This is a genomic window from Alistipes montrealensis, assembly GCF_018362775.1.
GTDB lineage: Bacteria > Bacteroidota > Bacteroidia > Bacteroidales > Rikenellaceae > Alistipes > Alistipes montrealensis.
This window is the reverse complement of the sequence record NZ_JAGYXY010000001.1, coordinates 455,799-478,267: the sequence shown is the minus strand read 5'-3', so window position 1 is coordinate 478,267 and position 22,469 is coordinate 455,799. Positions and strand designations below refer to the sequence as shown.

The 22,469-nt window shown below is 57.4% G+C and carries 13 protein-coding genes; 8 read left to right on the top strand and 5 right to left on the bottom strand.

Going from position 1 to position 22,469, the window contains the following annotated elements; genetic code table 11:
- Positions 1–62 precede the first annotated feature (62 nt).
- The 8 genes from KG007_RS01895 to KG007_RS01860 are packed head-to-tail and all read left to right on the top strand — an operon-like array spanning position 63 to position 15,521.
- The gene (locus tag KG007_RS01895) at positions 63–1,532 is read left to right on the top strand and encodes a TolC family protein (protein ID WP_213347150.1); all 1,470 of its coding nucleotides are present in this window, start codon (positions 63–65) and stop codon (positions 1,530–1,532) included.
- 8 nt (positions 1,533–1,540) lie between these two features.
- A complete protein-coding gene (locus KG007_RS01890) occupies positions 1,541–2,617 on the top strand; it encodes an efflux RND transporter periplasmic adaptor subunit (RefSeq protein ID WP_213347149.1) in 1,077 nt (358 codons plus the stop codon).
- A 12-nt stretch (positions 2,618–2,629) separates the two neighbouring features.
- Positions 2,630–5,686 (top strand): efflux RND transporter permease subunit, encoded by a 3,057-nt coding sequence (locus KG007_RS01885; protein WP_213347148.1) that lies wholly within the window; start codon positions 2,630–2,632, stop codon positions 5,684–5,686.
- Positions 5,683–8,862 carry an efflux RND transporter permease subunit gene (locus tag KG007_RS01880; RefSeq protein WP_213347147.1) on the top strand — a complete coding sequence of 1,060 codons (3,180 nt, stop codon included), beginning with the start codon at positions 5,683–5,685 and terminating at the stop codon, positions 8,860–8,862. Before KG007_RS01885 ends, KG007_RS01880 begins: the two co-directional genes overlap by 4 nt.
- Positions 8,859–10,730 carry an O-antigen ligase family protein gene (locus KG007_RS01875; protein WP_213347146.1) on the top strand — a complete coding sequence of 624 codons (1,872 nt, stop codon included), beginning with the start codon at positions 8,859–8,861 and terminating at the stop codon, positions 10,728–10,730. The genes KG007_RS01880 and KG007_RS01875 overlap by 4 nt, the downstream gene beginning before the upstream one ends.
- Before the next feature lies 1 nt (position 10,731).
- Entirely contained in the window at positions 10,732–11,598 is an 867-nt protein-coding gene (gene lepB, locus KG007_RS01870; protein WP_213347145.1) for a signal peptidase I, read from the top strand.
- Between the two features lie 16 nt (positions 11,599–11,614).
- Positions 11,615–13,552: a discoidin domain-containing protein gene (locus tag KG007_RS01865; RefSeq protein ID WP_213347144.1), complete on the top strand. Its 1,938-nt coding sequence runs from the start codon at positions 11,615–11,617 to the stop codon at positions 13,550–13,552.
- Between the two features lie 10 nt (positions 13,553–13,562).
- Entirely contained in the window at positions 13,563–15,521 is a 1,959-nt protein-coding gene (locus tag KG007_RS01860; protein WP_213347143.1) for a hypothetical protein, read from the top strand.
- A 213-nt stretch (positions 15,522–15,734) separates the two neighbouring features.
- Here KG007_RS01860 and KG007_RS01855 read toward each other — a convergent pair whose 3' ends face one another.
- From KG007_RS01855 to KG007_RS01835, 5 genes are all read right to left on the bottom strand, one after another.
- Entirely contained in the window at positions 15,735–17,600 is a 1,866-nt protein-coding gene (locus KG007_RS01855) for a glycoside hydrolase family 2 protein (protein ID WP_213347142.1), read from the bottom strand.
- 29 nt (positions 17,601–17,629) lie between these two features.
- A complete protein-coding gene (locus tag KG007_RS01850) occupies positions 17,630–18,709 on the bottom strand; it encodes a metallophosphoesterase (RefSeq protein WP_213347141.1) in 1,080 nt (359 codons plus the stop codon).
- A gap of 46 nt (positions 18,710–18,755) precedes the next feature.
- Positions 18,756–19,721, bottom strand: a complete 966-nt coding sequence (locus KG007_RS01845) for a family 43 glycosylhydrolase (protein WP_213347344.1) — start codon at positions 19,719–19,721, stop codon at positions 18,756–18,758.
- Between the two features lie 121 nt (positions 19,722–19,842).
- A complete protein-coding gene (locus KG007_RS01840; protein ID WP_213347140.1) occupies positions 19,843–21,126 on the bottom strand; it encodes a BACON domain-containing protein in 1,284 nt (427 codons plus the stop codon).
- A gap of 19 nt (positions 21,127–21,145) precedes the next feature.
- Positions 21,146–22,393 carry a BACON domain-containing protein gene (locus tag KG007_RS01835; RefSeq protein WP_213347139.1) on the bottom strand — a complete coding sequence of 416 codons (1,248 nt, stop codon included), beginning with the start codon at positions 22,391–22,393 and terminating at the stop codon, positions 21,146–21,148.
- Between the last annotated feature and the right edge of the window lie 76 nt (positions 22,394–22,469).

Below are 22,469 nucleotides of genomic sequence, written 5' to 3'. Positions count from 1 at the left end.
AAACAAGTCATTTGCGAAAGGCGGCTGCCTTGGTGATTGGAATAGGGATTAGTTTGTCGGTTGTGGCTCAGCAACCGCTTTCTTCGGCAGCGCGTCCTTCGCAGCCGGAGGCGATCCGCGTCCGGCTGACGCTCGACGAAGCGATCTATGCCGCCCAGAACCAGTCCATTGCGGCGATGGTCGCCAAATATACGTTCCTTTCGTCCTATTGGTCGTTTCGGTCGTTTCAGGCCAGCCGGCTTCCGTCGCTGAACCTGTCGGGCGAAGTGCTGAGTTTCGACCGTTCGCTGCGCCTGTTGCAGGATTACGATACGGGCGAATTGCGTTATCTGGACAACTACAACCTGCAAAATACGCTGGGAATCTCCATCCGTCAGAACATCGCACTGACGGGCGGAACCCTGCAACTCTATTCGTCGCTGAACCGGCTGGACCAGTTTGCCCCCAAAGAAACCAAGTCCTACTATTCCCAACCGATCACGCTTTCCTATACGCAGCCGCTTTTTGCCTACAACAAATTCAAATGGAACAAGAAAATCGCCCCGAAGGAGTACGAACTGGCGAAGCGTACTTACATCGAGTCGATGGAAGATGTCACGACCCAGGCCGTGAACTATTATTTCAACCTGCTGCTCACCAAAACCAAGCACGCCATTGCCGTTAAGAACTACGCCAACACCACGGCGCTGCATGCGATTGCCGAACAGCGGCTCCGGTTGGGCAGCATTACGCAGGACGAGCTGTTGCAACTCCAACTGCGCATGCTCAACGACAGCCTGTCGATCAACGACACGGCGCTGGCAGTCCGCGAGCAGCAGATGAAACTCAACTCTTACCTGCGTTATAACGAGAATGTCGATGTCGATCCTGTGCTCGACGACCGGATTCCGGCTATCGAGATCGATTACGTCCTCGTCCTGAACAAGGCGCTCGAAAATTCATCGTTCGATATCAGCAATGAGATCAAGTCGCTCAATGCCGAGGCCGGTGTGGCCCAGGCCAAGGCCGAACGGGGTGCGTCGGCGACGATAAACGCCCGCTTCGGCCTGTCGCAGACCGGGGAGACGTTCCGGACGGCTTATTCGAACCTGCTGGACCAGGAGGTCGTCGGGCTGCAATTCTCGATCCCGATTTTCGACTGGGGTATGGGCAAAGGCCGTGTCCGTATGGCCAAAGCCAAGGCCGAGATGGTCCGCAACCAGATCGAGCAGAACGAAATCGACTTCCGGCATACGGTTTATACGCTGATCGAGCAATTCCACAACCAGCGCAACCAGTGTGCTGTGGCCGCCCGGGCCCGGGAGGTTGCCGAACGCCGCTATACGATCGCGATGGAGAATTTCCGCCGGGGAACGGTTTCCGTGACGGAGATGAATACGGCCCAGACCGAGAAGGATCAGGCCAATCAGACTTATGTTTCGGCGCTGGCCGATTTCTGGAGTTACTACTATTCGCTGCGACGCAAGACACTCTACGACTTCCTGTCGCATACCGACATCAACGCTGAATTCGACAAACTCATCAAAGAATAACCCCTGCTATGAAACAATACACGCTGTGGATGCTCTGTGCCGCGCTCCTCGGGAGCTGCGGCAAGACGAAAAAAGAGAAAACGGATGCTTCGGTCGACCGGATGCAGCACCGGATCGAATACAACCAGGTGACGGTCGACACGTTGCAGCGGCGCGATTTCCAGCGCGAGTTGATCAGCAACGGTCGCCTGATCGCCTCGCGGCGCAGTACGCTGTCGTTTCCGGTTTCGGGAGTTATCGCCGTTATCGATGCGAAAAACGGCGCCCGGGTGGGGCAGGGCAGTTTGATCGCCCGGCTCGATACGACGGAATACGCCCTTCAGTTGCACAAGGCGCAACTGGCCCTGGACAAAGCCCGGCTGGGATTTTTCGACGTGCTCGTGGGGCAGGGCTATCCGCTCGGCGACACCATCACTCCTCCGGCCGAAGTCGTACAGTTGGCGCGTATCCGCTCGGGCTACGCCGATGCTACGGCTTCGCTCCGGAGCGCCCTCCGGAGTCTGGAGCAGTGTTCGCTGCGGGCTCCTTTTGCGGGGAAAGTAGCCGACGTGGAACAGCAGGTCTATGAAAAATCGAAAGGGGAGTTCTGCACCCTGCTCGACGACAGTCGTTTCAACGTTCGGTTTACGGTACTCGAATCCGAATACGGATTGCTGCGTCCGGGCATGGAGGTCGCCGTGAGTCCGTTCGCCGATCTGCGCAAAGAGGTTCGGGGCCGCATTCTGGCCGTCAATCCCTCGATCGACGAACACGGACAGGTGCAGGTCGACGCCGAGGTCGGCAACGACGGGACGCTGGCCGACGGTATGAACGTGCGTGTCGCCGTGCGGCAGCGCGTTCCCGGCCGGTTGGTCGTGCCGAAGAACGCGGTGGTCATCCGCGACAACCTGGAAGTCCTGTTCCGCTATAAGGACGGTAAGGCGCAGTGGACCTACGTCCACACCTCGCTGGCCAACAGCCGCGAATACGTCGTCGAGGCAAATACCGATCGCGGGGCCGAACTCAATCCGGGCGACCTGGTGATCGTTTCGGGAAACCTGAATCTGGCCGACGGTTCGGAAGTCACGCTCGGCGGCAATCGCTAAACGGGAACGCTTATGTTGCGCAAACTTCTCGACCGGCCCATTGCCGTAACGATGATCACCGTTGTCCTGATCATCCTGGGCGTCGTGAGCACCCGTCTGCTGCCGGTTTCCCTCGTCCCGGATGTCGACGCGCCCTATATCACGATCCAGATTCCGGCGCAGGGTACTCCGGCGCGGCAGTTGGACGAGACGGTCATCACGCCGCTGCGCCAGCAGTTGATCCAGCTCTCGCAACTGACCGATCTTCGCAGCGAGGCCCGCGAAGGCAGCGGCATCATCCGCCTCACGTTCGAGCAGGGGGCGGATATCGACTACCTGTTTATCGAGGTCAACGAAAAGATCGACCGTTCGGTCTCCTCCCTGCCGCGCGATCTGGAACGCCCCAAGGTGATCAAGGCCAGCGTTACGGACATTCCGGCCTTCTATATCAACCTGACGGTGCGGGGCGAGCGTCCGGCCGGAGCGAGGGATGAACTGCATCCGGTGTCGGACGAATTTTCGGCCCTGAGCCGTTTTGCCTCGCAGGTGATCACCAAGCGCATCGAGCAACTGCCCGAAGTGGCGATGGTGGACCTGAGCGGCACGGTGGCCCCCGAACTGCTGATTATCCCCGACGAAGCAAAACTGCGGCAGGCGGGGATTACGATGGGGACGATCGAAAGCGCCCTTAAGAAGGCCGACGTGACGCTGGGCAGCCTCACGATCCGCGACGGCGAGTACCAGTACAGCGTGAAGTTTCGTTCGGTAGTGAGCGGTCGCGGCGACATTGAGAACATCTTTCTGAAGATCAACGGACGCCTGTTCCGTCTCAAGGAACTGGCCGACGTTGTCGAACATTCCCGCAAACGGCAGGGGATGGTCCTCTCCGACGGCCGGGATGCGGTTTCCCTGGCAGTCATCAAACAGGCCGACGCCCGGATGTCGAAGCTCAAGGAGGAGTTGAACAAGCAGTTGAGGCAGTTCCGCCGCGATTATCCGAATATCGAATTTACGGTTACGCGCGACCAGACCGAACTGCTCGACTATTCGATCTCGAACCTGGTGAACAACATCCTCTTCGGAACGCTGCTCGCCTGTCTGATCATCTTTTTTTTCATGTGCGACCTCAAGTCGCCGACGCTCGTGGTGCTGACCATCCCCGTGACGCTGATCGTTTCGCTGCTGGTCTTCTACCTGCTGGGCATTTCGATCAACATCGTTTCACTTTCGGGGCTCATCCTCGGAATCGGTATGATGGTCGACAACTCGATCGTCGTCATCGACAATATTACCGCCCGGTGGCAGCGGGGCGAAGGGCTGACCCGGGCCGTTACCCGGGGAACGAAAGAGGTCGTCGCCCCGATGCTTTCGTCCGTACTCACGACCTGTGCGGTGTTTGTTCCGCTGATTTTCATCAACGGTATGGCCGGGGCGCTTTTCTACGACCAGGCGATGGCCGTCGCTATCACGCTTTTCGTGGCCTACGGGGTCGCCATCACCTTGCTGCCGGTCTATTACCGCTGGTGGTACAACCGCCAGGAGACATTCCGGCCTACCCCGTGGCTCCAGCGTTTTTCGTTCGACCGGATCGTCGGATATTACGAGACCGGGCTTAAATGGTTCTTCCGCCGCCGCTGGCTGATGTGGGCGATCTACGCCGTTTCCATCGTGGGACTGGCGGCCCTTTTCTGGGACATCGACAAGGAGCGCCTGCCGCAGATGACTTACAGCGATATGCTGGTGCGCATCGACTGGAACGACCGGATTTCGGCCGAGGAGAACGGCCGGCGCACACAGGCGCTCGTCGCGTCGCTGGGCGACCGGATTCTGCAATCCACGACCATGGCCGGTATCCAGCAGTTCATTCTTTCGCACACCGAGGAGAACGGAGTGGCCGAGGCTACCATTTATCTGAAATGCCACGATGCCGCCGATGTGAAACCCGTGCAGCAGTCGGTGAGCGATTACCTTGCGGCCCATGCGCCCGAAGCCCGCTGTTCGTTCGGGGTGTCGGGTAATATCTTCGACATGATCTTTGCCGACAGGGAGGCTGTCCTCACGGCGCGGCTACGCTCGACGACGGGCCGCAGCGCCGATCCGGACCAGTTGCAGCGGCTGATCGACCGCATCCGGGACGCATTGCCCGGCCTGGAGATACCTCCCGTTCCGATGCAGGAAGACATTCTCTATGTCGCACAGCCCGAGCAGATGGCGCTTTACGGGGTTTCGTTCGGGGATTTGCTCACGACGCTGCGTAACGCCCTGAACGAGAATATGCTCTTCACGGTGACGACGGGCGACGAGTCGCTTCCGGTCGTGATCGGCAACAACCTGCGCAATCTCGACGACCTGCTCGGCAACACTTTTATCCATACCTCCAAGGCTGAAATCCCGGTGAGCATCCTGATGCGGCAGACGATGACCCGTGACCTGAAAAGTGTCGTCGCAGGGGCTGAGGGCAACTATTATCCGTTGGATCTGGCGCCCCGGGCCAAGGATGTGCCGGCCGTCATCGCCGCAATCCGGCAGTGCGTTGCCGGGGACGAGCATTTCGAAGTGAGTTTCAGCGGCAGTTATTTCTCCAACCGCGGCATGGTCGGGCAACTCGTCGGCGTGCTGGTCGTAGCCCTGCTGTTGCTGTTTTTTATTTTGGCAGCGCAGTTCGAGTCGCTGGTGCAGCCGTGGGTCATCCTCTCGGAGATCATCATCGACCTGTTCGGGGCGTTGGTCATATTGTGGCTGTTCGGCCAGACGCTCAACCTGATGTCGATGATTGGCCTTATCGTGGTGTCGGGTATCGTCATCAACGACTCGATCCTCAAGATCGATACGATCAATACGCTGCGGCGGCAGGGGTTGGAACTCAAACATGCCATCATGGAGGCCGGTAAACGGCGTCTGAAGGCGATCGTGATGACATCGCTTACGACGATTTTGGCCGAAGTGCCCTTCCTTTCCCGGGGAGACATGGGCTCCGACCTGCAATTCCCGATGTCGCTGGTCATTATCGGCGGTATGATCGTCGGTACGCTGGTCAGTGTCTTCTTCATTCCGCTGGCTTACTACGAGATTTACAGACCCCGCCGATGAATGCCCCGCGGAACATATCCTCCCCGCGCCGCGGAATTCCGGCCTTCTCGGTGCTGCTGATCATGGCGGCGCTGACGGTTATCGGCGTCGCGATGCTTCCTATGCTCAATATCCAGTACACGCCGACTGTTTCCGAACGGAAGATCGATGTCTCGTTCTCGTGGCCCGACGCCTCGGCGCGGCTGGTCGAGCAGGGCGCCACTTCGCGCATCGAGGGGACGCTTTCGACGGTCGCCGGCTGTGAAAGCGTTTCGTCGCGTTCGTCGAAAGGGCGGGGAAGCGTCACGGTGTGGTTCCGCAAAGGTACGGATATGTCGGCGGCTCGTTTCGAGGTGGCTTCGGCAATCCGTAACCTCTACGCCAAGCTCCCCGAAGAGGTCAGCTATCCCGCTATTTCGCTTGCTACGTCGGGCAGTCGGGAGTCCGAAACCCTGATCTACACCATCAAGGCCGACCTTCCGTCCGAACGCATCGAGGAGTATGTTTCCAATTATGTTTCCGCACCGCTTTCGCGGATCGAAGGGGTCGGGAAGGTCTCCCTTTCGGGAGTTACGCCCTTCGAATGGGTGATAACCTTCGATCCCAAGGCCATGGAGGCGACCGGGATCACGGCCTCGAACCTCGCATCCGCTTTCAGGGACTATTTCCGCAGCGAGGTAGTCGGCCTCACGACCCTTCCCGGGGAGGACGGGAGCGATCACAGTATCGTCCTGAAGCTGCGTAACCGCGCGTCGCTCGATTTCGGGGAAATCCCCATCCTGCGCCGCAGCGACCGGATTTACTACCTGCGCGATTTTGCGTCGGTGCGCTGGAGCGAAGCCTTGCCGACGAGTTATTTCCGGATCAACGGACTGAACACCATCAACCTTGCCATCTCCTGCGAAGGCCATACGAACATGCTGCGCGTCGCTGCGGCGGTAAGGGAGGAGATGGACCGCCTGCAGGCGGCTTTCCCGCCGGAACTTTCGGCGACGCTGACCTACGACGCTTCCGAATATGTAACGGGGGAGTTGCAGAAGATATACCTCCGTACGCTGCTGTGCGTGGCCATCCTGCTGTTGTTCGTTTACCTTGTCAGCCGCGATCTGCGCTACCTGCTGATCATCACGGCGACGCTCGTCGTGAATATCCTCGTGGCCGTGGTCTTCTACAACCTGTTCCGGCTGGACATTCACATCTATACGCTGGCAGGCATCACCGTATCGCTCGGCATCATCATCGATACGTCGATCATCATGGTCGATCATTACAGCTACTACCGCGACCGGCGGGTTTTCGTCTCGATCCTCGGAGCCCTGCTTACCACGATCGGGGCGCTGGGAATCGTCTGGCTGCTGCCCGAGAAACAACAGGCCAATCTGACCGATTTCTCGCTGGTGATCGTTATCAACCTTGTCGTTTCCCTGCTCGTGGCGCTGCTCTTCATCCCCGCATTGCTCGACAAATTCCCGCTGGGGCGTAGCATGACGGTTTCCTCCGTTCGCCGGAGACGGTTCGCCGTGCGGTTTTCGCACCTCTACGGACGCTTTATCGCCTGGGGACGCCGCCACCGCTGGATTTTCATCGTAATCCTGGTCTGGGGCTTCGGCATCCCCGTTTTCCTGTTGCCCGACAAGATCGAAGCGAAGGGCGGAAAACCGCTCCCGAAACGCTCCGAATGGTATAACAGCGTCATGCAGAGCCGGTTCGTGTCGGACCATCGCTCGACCATCGACAAGGTTTTCGGCTCGTCGCTCCACCTGTTCAATACCGCGACGGGACGTTACAACAATTTCCGCGAACCGGAACAGAAGGTGTTGTATGTCAATGCCGGCATGGCCGAAGGGTGCACCGTGCAGCAACTCAACGAAGTCGTGCGGCATATGGAAAATTACATCAGCCGTTTCGACGAGGTGGAGATGTTTCGCACGCGCGTCTATTCGTACGACAACGCCCGGATAGAAATTACGTTTAAACCCGAATTTGTCTATACGTCTTTTCCCCTGATGCTCAAGCAGGAACTCACGGCGGCGGCGATCAATTTCGGCGGTGCGACGTGGCGCGTCTGGGGCATCGACGATAATTCGTTCAACAACAACGTCGTAAGCAGTTACCGTCCCAACCAGATCCGGCTCCGGGGTTACAATTACGACCAACTGTCGGCCTATGCCGATGCGTTGATTGACTCCCTGTCGCTCAACCGCCGTGTCGCGGAGCCCGAGATCATGGACGGCAATGCCTGGACGCTGCCTCACAACGAGTTTAACATCCGCTATGACGATGAACGCATCGCCGTGGCCGGGCTCGATGTGACCGATTATTACCGCATTCTCAGTACGATGCTCTATAAATCGCGCCTGACGCCGGTTTACGACGGCCACGAACTGCAACAGGTCGTGCTCGAATCGGGCGACCGAGATCGTTTCGACCGCTGGCACATAACCAATGCGCAGGTACGGATCGACTCGCTGCGCACGAAGCTCTCGGCTGTCGGGACGATCGAGAAACAACGTACAGGCGTTTCAATCCGCCGTTACAAACAATCCTACGAAATCCTTGTCGGATTCGACTTCATCGGTTCTTACGAACTCGGGAAGCGCCTGATCGAACGCACGGTGAAACGACTCAACGAGGAGGTGCTGCCGATCGGATTCCGCGCGGATTCTCCCTCGCACAACTTCGGGCAGAAGCAGAAACAACAGCAGGTGTGGCTGATCTTGTTGGTTATCGCCATCATCTATACGATGTGCGCCGTCATCTTCGAATCGCTGCGCAAACCGGTCGTCATCATTCTGATGATCCCGATCTCGTTCATCGGGGTTTTCCTGACGTTCGGCTGGTCGGATTTCGTGTTCGATCAGGGTGGATTCGCCGCCTTCGTCCTGCTGTGCGGCATTGTCGTCAATGCCGGTATCTACCTGATCAACGAGGAAGACAACTGGGCCGAAACCTCCCTGAAACGGGGAATCCCGCTCTACCTGAAAGCTTACAACCACAAAATCGTCCCCATTATGCTGACCGTCGTTTCTACCGTGTTGGGGCTGGTTCCGTTCCTTTACGATGGTCCCGAGGAAGTTTTCTGGTTCGCATTCGCCGTCGCCGCCATCAGCGGAACGCTGTTTTCGATAGTGGCGCTGGTCGTCTACCTGCCGATTTTCCTTCCGATGCGTACGAATAAAACCCGAAAAACACGATGATCAAGCATGTAAATAGGTTGCCCCGTTACTTGGCGCTGTTCCTTTTCGGAGCCGTCTGTTGGTGTCTGCTGGCTGCGGCCATCGACGTGCCGACCCAGGATTTGCAGGACAATGTGCTTTCGACGCTCCATGCGACGCTCGCTTTGTTGGTGCTGGCCGTTTGTTTCTGCCCGATTTTCCGCCCGGCCCTGCGGCTCAACCGCACGGACCTTTTGGCCGCCCTCCTTTTTGCCGGGGTCACGATCAGCCGGTTTTGCTGTGCCGGGCTGTCGGCCCCCGTGAAGTACGACGACCTGTTGCAGCTTGCGATGCTCTACATTGCATTGCGCATCGTTTATATGGCCGAGCGGCGGACCATGACCGTGCTGCTGATGTTGCTGTGCGGTTTCGGAATGTACGAGGCATGGATCGGCATACGCCAGATTTACGGTTTTGCCTATTCGAACCACGGCCTGTTCAAAATCACCGGCACGTTCTTCAATCCGGGTCCTTATGCCGGATTTGTCGCTGTCGCCGGTGTCTGCGGTATCGCCTGTGTCGCCCGTTGGCAACGTCTTGCAACCCGCGTATTCAGTTCGTGGGCCCGGTTCCGCCGACAGCGTCCGGCCGTCCTGATCCTGGGCGTCGCCCCTTACCTGCTGGGTTGGGGAGCGGCGATTCTGGCAGTGGTCGTGCTCCCGGCCACGATGAGCCGGGCCGGACTTATCGCCGCGGCGGTCGGATGTGTGGCGCTGATCCTCTGCGAACTCGGGTTTATCGGCCGTTTCCGCCGGGCCTGGCAGGCGAATCCGCTGCGTGTGGCCCTGTTTTCGGGGCTCGGACTGCTTCTGCTGGGAGGGGGCGCCACGGGGGCATACCTGCTGAAACGCCCTTCGGCGGACGGGCGTCTGCTGATGTGGAAGATCGACACCCGTATTATGCTTCGCCATCCGCTTTGCGGCGTCGGACTCGGGAACTTTGCCGGGGCGTTCGGTGAGGAACAGGCCGCCTATTTTGCCGCAGAAGAACGCTCTGAAAAAGAGATACAGGTTGCGGGATGTCCCGAATCGGGATTCAATGAATACCTCCAGTTCGGGGCCGAGACCGGAGTCGGCGGGTTTATTCTGCTGATCCTGTTGACGCTAACGGCCTTTCTGAACCTGATCCGGCAGGGGAATCCGCTCGGCTACGGACTGCTGACGGCTGCGCTGTTTGCCTGCTTCTCCTATCCGTGGAGCGTGCTGCCCCTGCGCCTGCTTTTCGTTCTGCTGCTGGCAGCTGTTGGCGGCAAGCCGGTATTCCATTTCCGGAAAGGGGCGCTGTTTGCACTCGGCGTGCTGTTGTTTGCGGGATGCTTTGCCTGCTGGCCGGGGTTGTACGGCCGCAGCAAGTTGCGGGTGAATGCCAGCCGGCAATGGAGCGATGTCCGCATCTGGGCCTCTTCCGGACGGTATGATTATATCGTTGAGGACGGAGCCCGTTTCCTGACCGCCATGCAGTGGGATTTCCGGTTTCTTTACGACTATGGCTATGCGTTGCACAAGGCGGGCGATTACTGGCGGAGCAACGAAATCCTCGGACTCGGCATGCAGATCAGCAGCGATCCGATGTTCTGGAATATAGCGGGTAAGAACTACGAAGTCCTGGGAAACCAGGGGGCGGCGGAGCAAGCATATCTGCATGCCCATTCTATGATTCCGGATCGTGTCTATCCGTTATACCTCCTCGCAAAACTCTACTTCTCGACCGGACAAACGGAGAAAGCCCGGGTGACCGCCTGCCGCGCGGCCGCTTATAAGCCCAAGGTCGAGTCCGTTCAAACGCGGGAGATGCAGGCCGAATTGCGTGAGTTGTCGGATTGTCCGGATTCTTCCGAAATAAAGGATTAATATGCAGCGAATTCTGAAATACCTGTTCTGGACCCTCAGTGTGGGATGTCTGTTGTTTGCAGGCTGGCTGTTGTTGCGGATTTTCGTTTGCGACCAGTTCGTCGTCCCTTCCGATTCGATGACGCCGACGCTGATCGTCGGGGACCGCATCCTGGTCGACAAACTGATCGCCGGGGCGCGCATCTACAAAAAGTTCGAATTCGGGAAGGATATTCCGCTCCGCTCCTTCCGGATACCCGGGATCAGGGAGGTCCGGGTCAACGATGTGGTCGTGTTCAACGCTCCGCGCGGGTACGACCGTAACCGGATCGAGTTCCGGATCAATTACGTCTATTCCAAACGGTGTATCGGGACCCCGGGGGACTCCGTATCTGTCCGGGACAGCTATTTCTGCAACAACCGTTATCCTCATCCGATCGGGAATCTCGAACAGCAGCGCCGTCTCGCTGAAACGCCCGATTCGCTGATCCATCCCAAAGTACTCCGGGCGATGCCCTACGACGACCGTCGTTTCGGCTGGACGATCAAGAATTTCGGTCCGCTGTATGTTCCGCAGGCAGGGACCCGTATCGACCTCGATTGGCGTAACTGCAAACTCTATAAACCGGTGATCGAATATGAAACCGGCGGGCAGTTGAAATACACCGAAGACCGGGCGTTGCTCGACGGCCAGCCCCTTCCGGCGTATACGTTCTGCAATAACTATTACTTCTTTTGCGGCGATAACGTCTCCGATTCGAAGGACAGCCGCTACCTGGGATTTGTCCCTGAGGAATTTATCATCGGCGTAGTCCGCCGCATCAGCTATTCCGAGGACCCCTATACCCGCAATCGGCGCTCGGGCCGCTGGTGGAAGAGGGTAGAGTAAATAAAATTTCAAGCGTATGACAAGATTTATCCGTTTTTTCAGCCTGATCCTGTTATTATCTGTTTCCTGCCGGCATAATGCGCCGACGTTGGACCAGGCTTTGCAGCAAGCCGGGGAGAACCGTGCGGAACTGGAGAAAGTATTGGACCATTACCGGCAGAATCCGGCCGACAGCCAGAAATACCGCGCGGCGGAATACCTGATTCGTTACATGCCGTTCCATACCTCCGTCGGCGGGGCGTACGAAGCCTATTATGATATAGTGGATTCGTTGTTGTCGCTTCCCGACCGGACGGGGGTGATGAAACAGATAGAACGGGTGTCGGACTCGCTCAAACCGCAGGTCTACACCCAGCGGGATATCCAGGTGGTCTCTGCCGATTATCTGATCCGCAATATCGAAGCGGCTTTCGAGGACTGGAAGCATACCGGATGGGCCGGTCACCTGAACTTCGATCAGTTCTGCGAATACCTGCTGCCCTACAAATGTATCGACACGCAGCCTTTGGACAATTGGCGCGAAGCGATGAAAAACGTCTGCCGGTCGGAATCTTACGACCAGATACAGCAGAATTACGATTATGAGTTCAATCCGCTTGCGCCCGTTTCCCGGGTGAACGGTACGATGAAGTCGGGCATTTCTCCGCAAATCTGGCTCCATGACCTGAAATTCATGCCGATAACCCGGCCTACGACCTTTATGAAGATGAGCGGCGGGACCTGCTGGGACTATGCGACCTCGGCCATCCAGCTCATGCGCAGCAAGGGCCTGCCCGTGGCTATCGACTTCACGCCCCAGTGGCCCGACCGGATTTACGGGCACGGTTGGTGCTCGGTCCATACGACGCGCGGAATCAACCTGATGTTCAATCCGTTCGCCAGTAATCCGAACTATCCGCATTACGTCTATGCCCGGTATTCGAAAATTTTCCGCCAGACGTATAAAGTCAACGGGGAGTTGTATCGTTTGCTGTCGCAGGGCGTCGAGATGCCCGAGTCGGTAATCCACCTGTGTGCGGAGGATGTAACGCACGAATACGAGCGGACTTCGGATCTGAAAATCCGCCTGTTCCCGGAATACAAGCATGAGAAACTGGCCTACATCGCCACCTTCGACAACAATAAGTGGGTTCCGGTCTACTGGGGCGAAGTTCGCCGGGGATATGCCTTGTTCAGGAACATGGGGCGTGATATAACGTATATGGCTATGGTGTACCGCAACAAGAACCTGGAACCGGCCAGCCTGCCTTTTACGCTCAGCGCCCTGGGTGAAACCCGATATATCGAGGCCGATACGACCCGCCGGCAGCGGGTCGTGCTGGACCGGAAAAACCCGATGTACCAGCATGTATTCTACAAAACGGAATACCTCGGCAACGGATTGATCGAGGCCTCGGATCGTCCGGATTTCCGCGATGCCGACATCGTGGCTTCGATTTCCCGTTGGAAGATGACCTCGGGAACGGAATCCTTGTCCTGCCGTCCCTATCGTTACTGGCGGCTGAGGACTGTCGGCAAGGATGAATACAACATGGCCGAGATTTATTTTTACAGGAAAGGGGACGAACAGCCCGTAAAGGGACGCCTGATCGACTCCGGCAAATCGCTCGACCGGGAGCACCGGGTGGAGCATATCGCCGATAACGATCCGGAGACCTATTGCCGGGTGAAAGGGACGGATTACTGGGTCGGATTCGACTTCGGCGAGCCGGTCGGCCTGGACCGGATTTCCTACATACGCCGCGGGGACGGCAATGCGATCTGTGTCGGCGACAGGTATGACATTTACTATTGGGATAACCGCAAATGGGTGCTTTCCGATACGCAGACGGCTGCCGATGTGATGCTCGAAACAGACCGGCTGCCTGCCGACGGCCTCTATTTTATCCGCGGTGACCGGGGTTATTCGCAGCGGATTTTTACCTGGGAAAACGACCGTGTACACTGGCATTAAAAAAACCGAGATGTTGAGATTAGCATTCCGGCGGACCCTCGCCGTCCTGTCCGTTGCGGCGGTCTGCGCCTGCAGTCGCTACGGTGCGTCTGTCGACAAGGCACTGCGTTACGCCGGCGATAACCGTGCGGAGCTGGAGAAAGTACTGGACCATTACCGGCAGAATCCGGCCGACAGCCAGAAATACCGTGCCGCGGAATACCTGATCCGTCACATGCCTTATCATACATCCTATTCTGCGGAATCCTATTATGCCTATTGCGATGCGTTGGATTCCCTGTTTTCAAGCGATACCGACGGCGATGAACTCCTGGCGAAAACGAACGCGATTGCCGCAGAGTTCAAGCCTTTGCTCAACCTGTCCTTCGATATACAGGTAATCGAAGCCGATTACCTGATCTGGAACATCGACTATTCGTTTACCCAGTGGCAGACGTTGGATTACCTGCGGCATCTCCGGTTTGAGGATTTCTGCGAATACATACTGCCGTATAAATGCGCGGAGAAACAACCGCTCGACACCTGGAAACGGGACTGGGTCGATTTCGGACGCGGAGAGTTGGATTATATCGGCCAGATCAAGGACTACAAATTCAATGCGCGGCGTGCCGCAGAGGCCGTCAATGCGCATTTTGAAGATAGCGTGAAAATGCAGCGGGTGAAGGACGTAAAACTTATCGAAGTCCTGCGTCTGAACACCCTGGCCAAACAACCCTATGGCGATTGCTTCGACCGTTCCCGTTTCGGGCTGCTGAATTGCCGGAGCAAGGGGATTCCGGTGGCGTTCGACTTCACGCCGAACTGGCCCGACCGTTCGGGCGGGCATTACTGGAACAATATCCTCGCTACCAAACGGCGGAATATCGATTACGAACCGTTCCGATCCTATCCCGGGAGTTATCATTATACCGATAACGGGCTGGCGAAGGTCTTCCGCGAGACATACGCCCCGCATCCGCTTCTTCTGGAGGCGCTCGAACGCGAAGGCAGCATCCCGAAGTCGCTGTCCCGCCTGTTTATGAAAGATGTTACCGATGAATACGGCCGGACCGTTGATATCTCCGTTCCGTTGTCCGGCAAGCGTGCCGGGACGAAATATGCTTACCTCGCCGTCTTCGACAACAGCCAGTGGGTTCCTGTCGATATCGGCCGAATCCGGCGCAACCGGGCGTCGTTTACCAGCGTCGGGCGGGATATCCTCTACCTGGTCGTCGGATTCCGTGACGGGACGATTATCCCGATATCGGAACCGTTTATCGTCGATTCGCGCGGCGACATCGCTTTCCCGCATGCGGATACGACCCGGTTGGGGACCATTCGGCTGGATCGCAAGTTTCCGGCGTTTTCCCACATCTATTCCATTAAACGGTATTTGCAGAAGGGGCGGATACAGGCGGCTGATAACCCCGGTTTCAGGCGGGCTGAAACGGTCGCGGAACTCCCCGAATGGAATCTCCTCTCGGGCGAAATAGCCCCGTCCGACACGTTGCCTCGCCGTTATTGGCGGCTTATGTCGTCTTCGAACAAATCGACCGATTTTGCCGAACTGTATTTTTACGAAAAAGAGACCGGGCAACGGATAACCGGTGCGCTCTTTTCTCCCTCTGTGCCGATCCGTAATCCGAATTACGATACCCCCGGGCACATCAACGATAACGATCCGCTGACCTATTTTGCGGTACAGGATTCGACAAGATGGGTAGGCTTTGATTTCAGGAAGCCGGTTGCCCTGGAAAAGATTGCCTATATCAGGCGCGGCGACGGCAATGCGATTTGTCCCGGCGACGAATATGGGTTGTATTATTGGCAGGATGGCGGTTGGAAACTGCTTGAGCGTAAAAGGGCCGAACGAATTTACATCGACTTCGACCAGGTTCCCCTTGGCGGCCTGTATTATATAAAGGGACTCTCCCGGGGAGAGCAGGACCGTGTGTTCCTTTATGAGGACGGCGCTCCGGTATGGTATTGAGTCTCGGCAGGACGGAATAGATTAGAAAAGCAACCCCTTCTGTTGTAATACAAAGTTGCCATATGCAGATTTAACAAAACCAACAACTTGATTTATAGCCCAAAATGTATTGTATTCCAAATCCCTGATAAATCCCTGTTTTAAATTGGAATACACCCCGAAACTTTTTGCTGGTTCCGGGGTGTAGATTATAGTAAAGGAATCGTTGTCATTTTATCTATCGGAATTCCCGGGCTGTTTGCTGAAAATCGCCTTGATTCTGTCCATGTCGAACTTGGCCGAACGGTCGTAGAAATAGATACCGTTCTGCTCCTGTTCCACATCCGTAAGTTGGGTGTAGCAATAGCCCCAGACCTGCTCAGACAACGAGAGTAGCGCATCCACCTGACCTTCGAGCCGGGTGTAGAACTCTTCGAGCGTGCGGGGCGCCTGTCCGTAGCCCCACGATTCGGTCCGGGAGTCGGTGGTCTGCTTCTCCTGATCCTTCACCCACTTGATGCCGCCGAATTCGTCGAGCAGGTAAGGGCACGAACCGTCGTACTGCGGCCAAGTGTAATTTGCGGTCGCTTTCACATCGTTGAACCCGATGTTGCGTGTCTGATCCTTGGTAGTCCGCAGACGGGGATGGAAGAACGATCCTTCATTGTAGATTTTCTCTTTCAGTTTGACAGGGTCCTGTTCGTAGTTATGCACGGCCCAGATGTCGGTCTTGACGACTGAGCCTCCGCTGGCGGTGTTGACCGGACGCGTCGGATCGAGGCGTTTGGTCAGGTCGTAGACATCGGCGGCGAAGCGCGGGTACTGCGTGTTGTCGGGCCACCACTCTTCGTTCATCGGGGTCCAGGTCAGCAGCGAGGGGTGGTTCCGGTCGCGGACTACACACTCGGCCCATTCGGCGAGGAAGTTACGGGCCGTCTCCACATCGTTGGCATCCATTCCCCAACTGGGACTTTCGCCCCAGGTGATGTAACCGAGTTTGTCGGCCCAATAATAGTAACGCTCCTCGAAAACCTTCTGGTGCAGGCGAGCGCCGTTGAATCCGGCAGCCAGTCCCAGTTCGATGTCACGGCGCAGGGCATCGTCCGACGGTGCGGTCCAGATGCCGTCGGGGTAAAATCCCTGGTCGAGCACCAGCCGCTGGTAATACGGTTCGTTATTCAGGTAGACCTTGTTGCCTTCAACGTGGACCTTGCGCATCCCGGCATAGGATTTCACTGCGTCGAGCACCTTCCCGTCGGGGGCGATCACTTCATAGGTCAGGTCGTAGAGGAACGGGTCTTCGGGACTCCAGAGCTTGGCCTTTTTGACCGGGATGACGACGACGCTGCTGTTCGACGCGCGGACCTGCTGCATACCGACGACCTTGCTGCCGTCCCGGAGTGTCACCCGGAGCGTGCCCGGGCTCTCCCGGAAGAACTGCGGGAAGACGACCAGTTGCTGCTGGTCGATGTCGGTCGTCACCTGAACGCTTGCGAGGGCTTCGGGAGCCACAGCCTCCATCCACACCGTCTGCCAGATGCCCGTCGTGCGGGTGTAGTCGCAGCTATGCGAGGCGTATTGCAGCGACTGTTTCCCGGCGGTCTGTTTGCCGCTGCGCAGGTCGCTCGATGCGAGGACGACCAGGTTGTGGCTTCCGCCCGGTTCCACGAACGCGCTGATGTCGTAGGAAAACGACGAACTGCCTCCGAAATGACGCCCGACGAAACGGCCGTCGATGTACACCTCGGAGGTGTAATATACGGCCCCGAAGTTGAGCATCACCCGGTGCGCGGACCATGCGGCAGGAATCTCGACGGTTCGCTGGTACCAGATGCAGTTGATGAAGTCCGTGTGGCCGACGCCCGAGAGTGTGCTTTCCGGGGCGAACGGCACGATGATTTTACCGTCGAATCCCTTCGAGTCGGCGTACCCGCGTTCCAGACCGCTTGCGCCGAAATCGAACGTGTAGGTCCATTCGCCGTTCAAGTTGATCCAGTCGGTTCGTTCGAACTGCGGGCGGGGGTATTCCGGGCGCGGGACCTGGGAAAACAGGCATGCCGCATGGAACAGGAGAAAGAGGGTGATAATTATTCTTTTCATGGATGGTTTTCGTTGGTTTGAATGTTTGGTTATTCGAGCACGATGTCGAACCGATCGAACGGCTCCGTATGGTGTGCCAGATGTTTCGTCGACGGGGAGATGCCGAACAGCGGGGAATAGGTCCTTACCCGGATGGTTTTTCCGTCGGGCAGGAATTCGAGGATGCGCAGCCAGCCGTCGCCGCCGTTGCCCTCCCAGCCTCCGCCGAGGGTCTGGACGTTGAACATCATCTGGTGGACCTCTTTTCCCGCATCGTTGCGGTCGATGCGGTAGGAGACGTTGTCGGCGAATTTACCGTTGCCGTTGGCCGTATGGCCGCAGATCACCAGGTCGATGTTGGCCGAGGGCTTGACGAGTTTTTCCCAGATTTCGATTCCGGCATTTCCGGGGGTGATGTCGTAGCGGTCGTTGGCGATGTGTTTGGCGTCTTTACCGTTGGTCAGGTAACCGTGGGTCATGAAGATAACCCGGTGATTGGCATACGCTTTGCCGGCGATGAGCTTCCCGATCCAACTGAGAACCTCGTCGCGGGGGTGGAACTCCGCCGTGACGACGAGGAGTTTGCCCCAGTTGGGGTCGTTGAACTCGAACGCCGCATTTTCGAGCGACGCCCGGCAGTTCCGGTTGGGGAAGGTCGCGACGCAGCATCCGCGCCAGGCGGAATTGCGTTCGATCGGGAAGTAGTCGGGAAAGTTCGTGATGCCGTTTTCCGAACGTTTGTACCCGTAATCGTGGTTGCCGCACGAAACGATGTACGGAACCCGGTTGTCGAGACGCTCGAATGCCTTCGAACTTGCCTGCCACATCTCCCGGCTCGTCTGGTCGAGCATCCTGCTGTCGGGAACGGCGTTCTCGTTCTGCTCGACCAGGTCGCCCGTGCACAGCACGGCCCGGATGTGCAGGTTGTCGACGTTATCGGCGATCCAGGCGGTGCAAAGTTCGAGGATCGGTTGATTGACGGCATATTTGACGTATCCCTGCGGATCGCCCAGCAGAATCATCGAGAAGGATTTGTCGTCCGACAACGTTTGCCGGTCGGCCCGGTGCTGTGCCTCGGCGAAAAACGGCAGCAAGCAGAGCAGCAGTAACAGCAAATTCGAATGTTTCATGGCTCTATTTATTTATACGGGTTCATAAGGCTAAAATTCCGTCTTTTCAGAATACCGGACGTTCGGCCGAAATAGAAGGTGTTCCGGTCCTTACCAAGGGCCAACCGTCCTCCCATTCGACCCGGTCCAGCAGCAGCCGGCGTCCCGTGGGCTGCATCACCTCGTAACCATGGTAGAGAATCCAGTCGTTCCCGGCTTTGTCCTGCACGATTTCCGAATCGTGGCCGACACCGAAGAACGTGTCGTTCTTGGCGATGAAGATTTCGTGGCAGTTGTCCATCATTCGCTCTCCGGTCTTGTTCAGGTAGGGACCCCAGAGCGACTCGGCGCGTCCCACGACTGCCGTGTAGGTGCTGTTCAGACCGTCGCAGCACCGTCCGATGGATGCAAACAGGTAAAAATAGCCGTTCCGCTTGAGAATGTAAGTTCCTTCATAGGCTGTACCTGCAATCTGCCTAGGCTGGCTGCCCTCCTTGATTTTCAGTCCGTCGTCGGTCAGCTCGACGCCGTAGATGCCGAAGAAACTGCCGAAGAACATGTATTTCCGACCCTCGTCCTCGACGTAGCAGGGGTCGATCGAGTTCCGAACCCCGATGATGTTGCTCCGAAGCATAGCGCCCAGGTCTGTGAACGGTCCCATAGGCGAATCGGAAACGGCACATCCGATCCCGCACGTTTCGTAGCCTCCCCATTCCGACAAGGCGTAGTACATGACGTACTGACCGCCGATCCGGTTGATGCATGGGGCCCAGAGCGTGCCGCCGGGGAAGAACGAGGGCCGTGTGGCGTCGGAAAAGGCTGTGCTTACGAGGTCCCAGTCCACGAGGTTTGCGGAACGATAGATCGGGATGTTCTTCGGGCTTCCTTCGGTGCAGTAGAGGTAGAAATAGCCGTCCTCCTCGATCAGCGTCGGGTCGGGTACGTTGGCCCGGATGACGGGGTTGCTGTATTCGGTGGACACCGGCCCGCGGTCGCCGCCCTCGTCCGAACTGCATCGCTGCGACAACGGCATTGTCAGGAGAAGCGAACCCAATATCCAATAATTTCTGAATGCTTTCATTTTTCGGTTGCTTTGTGGACCCGGAAACCGACCGTACTCGCGGCCGGCTCCCGGGTCTGTGTTAATGATTGGTTTATTTTTCCCGGATGACAATCAGGATGTCGTCCAAACCCTGCCGGTAGGTGATTTTTTCCGGTGAGGCGCCCAACTGCGGCCCGGCGATAAACTGCACCCGGGTTTCTGCAGTCGCACCCGTAATCGTGAATTTCCGCTGCGATGCCTGCGTATCGTTCTGCCAAACGTAACCGGGAGCATGGTCGGTCGTGCCGGAAGAGTAGGGATAGTTGTCGATCTCGAACTCGGTGTGGCTGAGCGTTCCCGGGCCGATCAGGGCGATTCGCATCACGTTCGGCACGTCGACGTGCTTGCCGTTCTGGATCGGGTCTTTCCGACCGCTGTACGACGTGTTCCCGCCGTTCTCCACATAGCCGCAGGCCTTGAACATCACCTCGACGGTCTGCGTACCTTCGATTGCTTCCAACTTCGGCGTGATCAGGTCTCCGGAGTAGTTCGTAATGCCCATTTTCACGAATCCGTTGCGGCTGAACGACAGCGGTTCCTTGTTTCCCTTGGAGGTGGTCACCATCGTATAGCCCCATCCCTGCGCACGGTCGCCGTATTTGGCAATCCAGTTGTCGACGCGCTGTTCGCCCGAGGTGGTCCAAATGTTGTCCGCTCCGGGAACCAGCAGCCAGTCGAATGTTTCGTACAAGATAACTTCCCGGATGGTCTTGTCGGTCCCGAATTGCTTGACGGGCAATACCGTCGTCAGCGACGGGAACTTTTCGGAACTGATCGTTATCGTCCCCGAACGAGGCAGCATTTCGGGGTTCTCCTTTACGGTGATTGCGATTCCGCCGGCGGTCTTTTCAGCCGTGATCCAGTCGGCAGCGGGGTCGCCGGCGATTCCCCAGTCGTCGATGCCGATATTCGTATTCACGGTGACGGTCGCTGTTTCGCCTTCGGTCGGGAACATTGCGAGCTGACCGGGCTCAAGCGTGAGAGAGAGGGCGTTCTGCCGGATGCCGATGCGCTTGTTCACCTCCGGGTGGGACGAAGAGGTGACTGCCAGCATGGCGCCGCGGCTGTTCAGGTTGTCATTGGGGTCGGCGGCGATGACGATCGTGTTGTCGACGACTTTTGCGGTGAGCCACTCTCCGTATTCGAACCGGAAAGTCCAGTCGCTGACGCTGGTTTCCAGTGTCACGGTCGTGGAACCGCCTGAGGCCGGCAGGGCGATCGTCTCCTGTGGGTCGATGTCCAGAAAAGCGTCGAACTCCTCGTCGCAGGCGACAAGGACTGCCGCGCACGCCATGAGGGCGAGGCACATTCCGTATATTTTTTTGCTTGTTTTCATGTCGGGATGTTTTGGAATACTATTTCAGAACGGCAATCAGGACGTTGTCGAAGCCGATCCGGTTGGGGGAACTTACCGTTCCCAGCGTATTGCCGGCAAGGAACCGGATCTGCGTGTTCCGGGTAGCGCCGGTTACGACGAAACTACGTTCGGCCAGCTCCGCAGCCAAATGGTCGTAATCAGGCGCGTCGATCCAGTTGGGCATGTCGGCCGAAGCGGGGTTGTTGTAGTTGCCGATGTAGAACCGAGCCCCTTCCGGGGTCAGTTCGCCCGCACTCGCCTGTTTGCCGGACGGTGTCGCTAACTGACCGCCGATCTTCCGGATTTCGGTGATTTTGCCGTCGCCTACTACCGAGACGCAGAATGCGTTGTCGTCGGCCTTACCGTTCTTGTCCATGAACGTGAAGGATTTGAACACCACCAGAATGTTCCGGGACTCCTCGATGGACGACATCTTCGGCGTGATCAGGTCCGAGGTGAGCGCCGCGCGTCCCATCTTCACATAACCGAGGCGTGTGTAATTTCCGCTTCCGTTGTTCGAAGCCTCCCAGCCGTGGCCCTGAGGCCAGTCTTTAAACTCGAGCTGAACTTTGTCATCCCAGATGTCTGGCGAAAACGGAGTGCCGTTCTTGTCCTTCATCCAATTGAAATCTTCGGTGTAGATGACCGATTCGATGCTTTCGTCCGAGCCGGACTGAATAACGGGGATGGAGATGTTCAGCGCCGCGAAACGGTTGGAAACGATCGACAGGGAGGCCATGCGGGGGTAGGTGTCGGCGTTGGGACCTGCTGTCAGGCTGATCGTTCCGGGAGTCTCGGCCGACGCCGAGAGCCAATTGTTCCCGTCCGGGACGCTGACGTTCCATTCGCCCGTTTTCAGGTTGGTCTCCACGGTCAGCGAAACGCTCTCGCCGCCCGGTTTGAGGTAGGGAACACGTTCGGGCACGATCCGTAGGTAGGTCCCTTCCTGAATGATCCGGATACTCCGGTTTACTTCGGGATGGTCGAGCGATACGATCTTGAAGACCGCCTTGCGTTCCGTTATTCCGGAGTTGGCTTCGGCCGTGAGCGTAACACCCTTGTCGGTGATCCTTCCGGTCAGCCAGTCGCCCTCTTCGAACCGGAATTCGTAGTAGCCGAGGTTGGTGCTTACGGCGATGTCGAAGTCGCCGCCGTCGTTGGGAACGGTGAACGACTCGTCGGATTCGATGGTCAGGAAGGGATCGTCCTTTCCGCATGCCATCAGGACGAGGAGTGTAAGGAGCAATACTCCCGGTATTTTCAAAAATTGATGATAGTTTATTTTCATGACTTTGTCCGTTTGAATTGGGTCCGGTTTCCAC